Source organism: Endozoicomonas ascidiicola (assembly GCF_001646945.1).
GTDB lineage: Bacteria > Pseudomonadota > Gammaproteobacteria > Pseudomonadales > Endozoicomonadaceae > Endozoicomonas > Endozoicomonas ascidiicola.
Genome location: NZ_LUTV01000002.1, coordinates 518,590 through 523,427, shown reverse-complemented (window position 1 = coordinate 523,427; position 4,838 = coordinate 518,590). Strand labels below are relative to the sequence as shown.

Sequence of the window (4,838 nt, the reverse complement as noted above, 5' to 3'; positions counted from 1 at the left end):
TAATCATGCGGGTACGACGGAGGATTGAAACAGTTATTGGCCAGCTGGCAGAACAATTTGAAATCGAAAGGTGCCGTTGTCGAGACAGGTGGCATATGACTTCGCGTATAGCCAGGAAGCTTTTGGCACACAATATGGGTTCATATCTGAATATCAGTGCAGGGAAAGCACCGATTCAGTTTGAAAGCCTGATTGCTGCTGCTTAAAAATCAGTGAAACTCCACTTTGGTACAGCTTTTAAAGTTTTAGTTGGACTTACTTCCATGCAAAGTTAAAAATCTGCAAGTCGAACATCGCGTATTCTTGGGATGTTCCTCGATTTTCAATAACAAGTTTAAAGCGTTCGCCACCACCGGAACTATCATAAATGCCGCCTTTAACTTTAATCATGTAACTATCGCTACTACCTACTACTCCATCCACCGTCAAATGATAGACTGAATTTTGTATTATCCTGACAGCTCCACTGCAACAAAAGATGGAGCCGTCATGAACGTTAAATACCATGTTCGTTTAAGTGATGATGAACGCTCAATGCTTGAGGCTTTAATCAAACAAGAAAAACCAATAATTGCGCAACACAAAAAACGCCACGCACAAATTTTRCTCGCCATCGATGAAAATCRCTCGCCGCTTACCCATGAGCAGGCAGCTAAAGCCTTCAACGTGAAACCGCTCACTATCTGTCGTCTTCGTCAACGCCTTGCTGAGGAAGGATTAGAGGTTGCGATCAATAGCAAGCACAGTCGTCATGGAGGAAAACGGAAAATGGATGGTGAGTTAGAGGCTYACCTTATCGCTCTGACCTGTTCTGCACSKCCAAAAGGAAACGCGCGATGGACGTTAAACCTCCTCAGGGACAAGATGATCGAGCTGGAGTACATTGATGAAATATCCAGAAGCACCATCCATGAATCTTTAAAAAAAACGAACTTAAGCCTTRGCAGAAAAAAGAATGGTGTATTCCCAAGGAAGAAAGCGCCAACTTTGTGAGTGCCATGGAAGATAYTCTGGAGCTTTACAAGCTTCCATATGACCCCAAAAGACCGTTGGYATGTCTGGATGAGACCAGCAAGCAGCAGTTAATTGAGGTACGTAATCCCATTCCTATTGAACCCGGTAATCCAGAACGATACGACACAGAGTATGAGCGTAACGGTGTCAGTAATCTCTTTATGATTTTCGAACCACTGGCTGGTTGGCGGCATGTAGAGGTAACCGACAGTAGAACCGCGATCGACTGGGCGCATCAGGTCAAAGCATTGGTGGATGGTCGCTACAAGGATGTTGATAAAATTGTTCTGGTAGAAGANTTAAGTTGAAGAGACTTTACCCGGTGCTGCCAGAATAAGCAGATAACCTGTGGCAAGAATTCTAATTTTTTGAGCCATGGATAAAGCTATAGTTCTATTTTCCCGAGCAAAGCAGGGAGGTGGGTTACTATGTGTAAAATTGTCTACTTATTGTAGAAAATCAAAAAACTCAGTTTAGTTGGTGTGACTTTCGCATTCGAATCCGATGTTTGAGAAAGGCTGGTCGATTGACCACACCTTCTTATCAAATGCTGTCGGATGGAGTACTACCTTATTCTTACCGGTTTTTTCACTTGCATCAGAAAGTATAAGAGATCCCTTTTGGGTAATACTGCGCTCATACCCATTTTCAAAATTCAAAAAATCCAAGGCCTGTGTTACCTCCTTGCTTTGCAGGGGGTTGCCAATGCCAAGTGCTTCGAGTATTTTTTCGTCTTGCCCATCCTCTTTGAGCCTTTCAAAAACGGCTTTTGCATTCGCTTGAGCCGCTTCTCCAATAGTACTCGCAGCACCATCAATGAAATCAGGAACGGACTTGGGGAGATTGATAGACTTCTGATAACCAAAGGTTTGAACGTTCTTCTGTGGCTGAACACGGCTGAAGTTAAGGCTTTCTCCTGAGAATGCGCTTGGTCGTAGATATTTACGGCCGGAGACATTTCTTCTGGGTGATACATTTCCGCTATCTAATTCTGTGGTTGTCAGTGGACTCGGCGTTTCTACTGGCTCGTTCTGGGCAGCGCTTTCGAAAGAAGGAAGTTCAGCAGCCTCAAGAACAGTGGCTTGCTCTCCGGTGCTTTGGTCAGGTTGTGGTGGAATCAGGTCTGTCGTGGCTGTCAACTGTTCGGCAGCTAAAGGCTCATCGCTAGCTGGTGGCTGATCACTTCCCAAAGGTTGCTCTGATAAGGCGTTCGCGACTTCTATGTCATCTGTGAGCAAATCTGGTGGAGGAAGAGGGAATTCATCCTCAACGTCTGACTCTATTATCTCGCCAGTTGGTGGAAGAGCATTGTCTAATACTCCTGGGATAGGGTGAAATTAAAAGTGTCCTTTCACCGGTTACCCTAAGCGCTCCCAGTACTGATCCCATTCACCGTTAGCTCGTAATGTTCTTAAGCCAAGCATTGCTTCAGCGTTCTCGGGTTTCCACCAGGCGCCGGGTATCTTGAGTCGCATTTGCACTATTGAACTGTTCGCACTCTCTATTTCACCAGAACCGATGGGAAGGTTTACCGCTCTCGCTGCCGCATATTCAAACTGACCTGGACGGTTTCTGATGTATCGATGGCATTCCTCAGACTTATTCGCGGCCTTGCCCTTCTTTCCATTTCTATGCTGATCAAGCTCTGCTATGACTGCAYTCACATCTCCTGACTTCATCCGTTCCTGTTGGCAATGCCGCCACTCGATACGAGCCGCCTTTTTATAGCCCACGCACTCTTCTGCTGCATCAGCAAAGTACTCAGAGAGATGGTAATAGTCGACAAGGTAGCTCCCTTGGTTTCCAAACACCCTTTTTGCCTGGCTGGCAATCCAGGTAGCTCCATCACTTACGCAGTGAATAGACGACTTCGGATTAAAGCCTTGTGCTAAAGCACAGTTTAACCACTGATCACCGGCCTTATTAGGGCCTTTCATAGTAGCCAGATGACGCTTATCATTGCTGCCGAGCTTATAGACCTGACAAARCTTGGCTTCTTGCCATTCCGTTTTACGCGTTTTTCGTTTGTCTCCGTCTTCTACGTCATTAAATAGAACAACAGGAATCATACTGCCATCCATTTCGCCCACAAACTGCTCAGCTTCACCGGTGAAGTCCTGAGAATTCTGTTCGGGAATGAAGGTTTCCTCTTGCATGCAACTGGCATGTTCAAGCGTAATAGCACGTACAGACGACTCAGGAATATCTATACCGTAATGTTCGTGCATTTTCTTAGAGGCTGCCTGGAAAGAGCAGTCAGCAGCAAAGTCGACAATTTTGCGTTGAATAGTGAGAGAATAGTCTCTGCAGTGAACCTGGGCAGCATGGCTAAAGGGTCTGAATCGATGTTGATCGATCGTTGGACAGCGCTCAACGACGCCTATTTTTCCGTAAGTGCTGAACCAATGAGTGTTTTTTTTCGAACTTTACTGTCGGGGTGTTTCAGGCAGGCCTCAGAAAACTTCTGATTTTCTTTGCAGGCACCCCAATCAGTAAGAAGCTCGTTACCCATACTACGGAGGTTCTGTRTGACGGTCTCCTCAGCATCACTGGCACGATCGAGCTGTCCAGACTCAGCTTCAACGATATCTAATAGGGCAGACACTCTACGTTCAAGTATCRGGTGGGCAGCAAGTCTATCAGCAAGAGAAACAGGCGAGGACATATTGATCTAACCGCTGAGAAATACTCATACAGTATTGTTCAAATCTTGGTTTTTTGGGGATGAAAAGGCTCTGGTGAGCACATTTAATTTCACCCGGTGGGATAAGATCAGGAGTAGGGGCAGCAATAGGTTTATACCGACTTTGTGTAACAATTGGGGCTTCGTTTGCCTGCAGCTCATCTTCATTTTCTGTTCGGCTTGGAGGTTTTCCATCAAGGTCATCTGCTAGCAGATCTGCAAGTTCATCCAAGGCAGCAGCTTTGCTTCCACGATTGCTTGGCTCAGGTTCAATGATTGGAGCTTCCGTGGCAAAACCTTCGTTAGAATCAGCCTTTGGTGGCGATGTTTTTTTAATCGTAGTGTCGAAGAGGTATCATCATCTGAACCATATCCACCATCGTTATTGTGAGATGGATATGGACTAGGCAGGTCTTCTAAGTCTTGTTCAGAATCTGAATGATACCCATCATCTGGATCATCAATACTAAAATCATTGGGTCTTTCTTCTACTTCAGGTTGAGCTGCTTTCGGCGGACTAGCGGAGAGGGAACCATTATGGGGGTTGTCAGTCTGAGCGCCAAGGTTTTCCATTTCCGCTAAAAATTCATCAGGGGTTATGGTTTTGTAGTTGGCTCTTTGAGAAGTTCCCAGCGGAGGTGGTGGTAGAGAGATAGTAGATTTGCGATTTTTATAACTATCAAATTGTGCTTTCCAGTCTGTTTCTTCATTACTCGCCTGAATCTGCTGACCATTCACTTCCAGAAACGTTTCTGTGGCCTTGATGTCTTGTTAAATTTGCCCAGCGTTGTAGTCTTTGAACTCGGTTTCATCAAAATCTTTTAACAGGCCCAATGAAAACAGCAATAGCTCTTTAATGTTTTCATTTTTGAGTTTAACGGGGTCAGGAGGTAACAGGGAAAACTCTTGACCATCATCGTCGTCAATGATGATTTTGAAAGAAGGTGGTGCTTTTTCTGTAATGGTGACCAGAAGCTGAATCAGTTCATCCTGACTCTGGTTTTCATCTATAGCGCCAACTAATGATGTCAGATGCTCTAGGAGGCTGTCGGACTTGAAAGTAAAAACCGGAGATGGGCCGCAATAAAGTCAAAAATCACAGAATCCAGTCTGGAAGTGCTGTTTATGTCGTCAGTCTCTT

7 protein-coding genes are annotated in these 4,838 nt (G+C 45.2%); 2 read left to right on the top strand and 5 right to left on the bottom strand.

All coding sequences use genetic code 11. The features are described 5' to 3' along the window. The coding region (locus tag AKL11_RS25880; RefSeq protein WP_157673749.1) for a transposase at positions 1-206 on the top strand (206 nt) is incomplete at its 5' end. A 49-nt stretch (positions 207-255) separates the two neighbouring features. Here AKL11_RS25880 and AKL11_RS26420 read toward each other — a convergent pair. Continuing rightward, positions 256-390, bottom strand: coding sequence for a hypothetical protein (locus AKL11_RS26420; RefSeq protein ID WP_301335649.1), 135 nt, complete (start codon positions 388-390; stop codon positions 256-258). A gap of 99 nt (positions 391-489) precedes the next feature. Between AKL11_RS26420 and AKL11_RS06235 the strand changes: the two genes are divergently transcribed. Continuing rightward, positions 490-993 carry a helix-turn-helix domain-containing protein gene (locus AKL11_RS06235; RefSeq protein WP_067515739.1) on the top strand — a complete coding sequence of 168 codons (504 nt, stop codon included), beginning with the start codon at positions 490-492 and terminating at the stop codon, positions 991-993. 494 nt (positions 994-1,487) lie between these two features. Here AKL11_RS06235 and AKL11_RS06225 read toward each other — a convergent pair whose 3' ends face one another. The 4 genes from AKL11_RS06225 to AKL11_RS06205 form a co-directional block, all read right to left on the bottom strand. After that, entirely contained in the window at positions 1,488-2,204 is a 717-nt protein-coding gene (locus AKL11_RS06225) for a hypothetical protein (RefSeq protein WP_157673435.1), read from the bottom strand. Positions 2,205-2,372: 168 nt separating this feature from the next. Continuing rightward, positions 2,373-3,302, bottom strand: a complete 930-nt coding sequence (locus tag AKL11_RS06220) for a UPF0236 family transposase-like protein (RefSeq protein WP_301335672.1) — start codon at positions 3,300-3,302, stop codon at positions 2,373-2,375. Positions 3,303-3,394: 92 nt separating this feature from the next. Next, positions 3,395-3,679: a hypothetical protein gene (locus AKL11_RS06215; protein ID WP_157673434.1), complete on the bottom strand. Its 285-nt coding sequence runs from the start codon at positions 3,677-3,679 to the stop codon at positions 3,395-3,397. A gap of 225 nt (positions 3,680-3,904) precedes the next feature. Further along, positions 3,905-4,435, bottom strand: coding sequence for a hypothetical protein (locus tag AKL11_RS06205; RefSeq protein WP_067515733.1), 531 nt, complete (start codon positions 4,433-4,435; stop codon positions 3,905-3,907). Positions 4,436-4,838: the final 403 nt, after the last annotated feature.

Coding starts and splice junctions, on each gene's coding strand:
- AKL11_RS26420 (WP_301335649.1), bottom strand. CDS start 390: ATGATTAAAGTTAAAGGCGGCATTTATGATAGTTCCGGTGGTGGCGAA.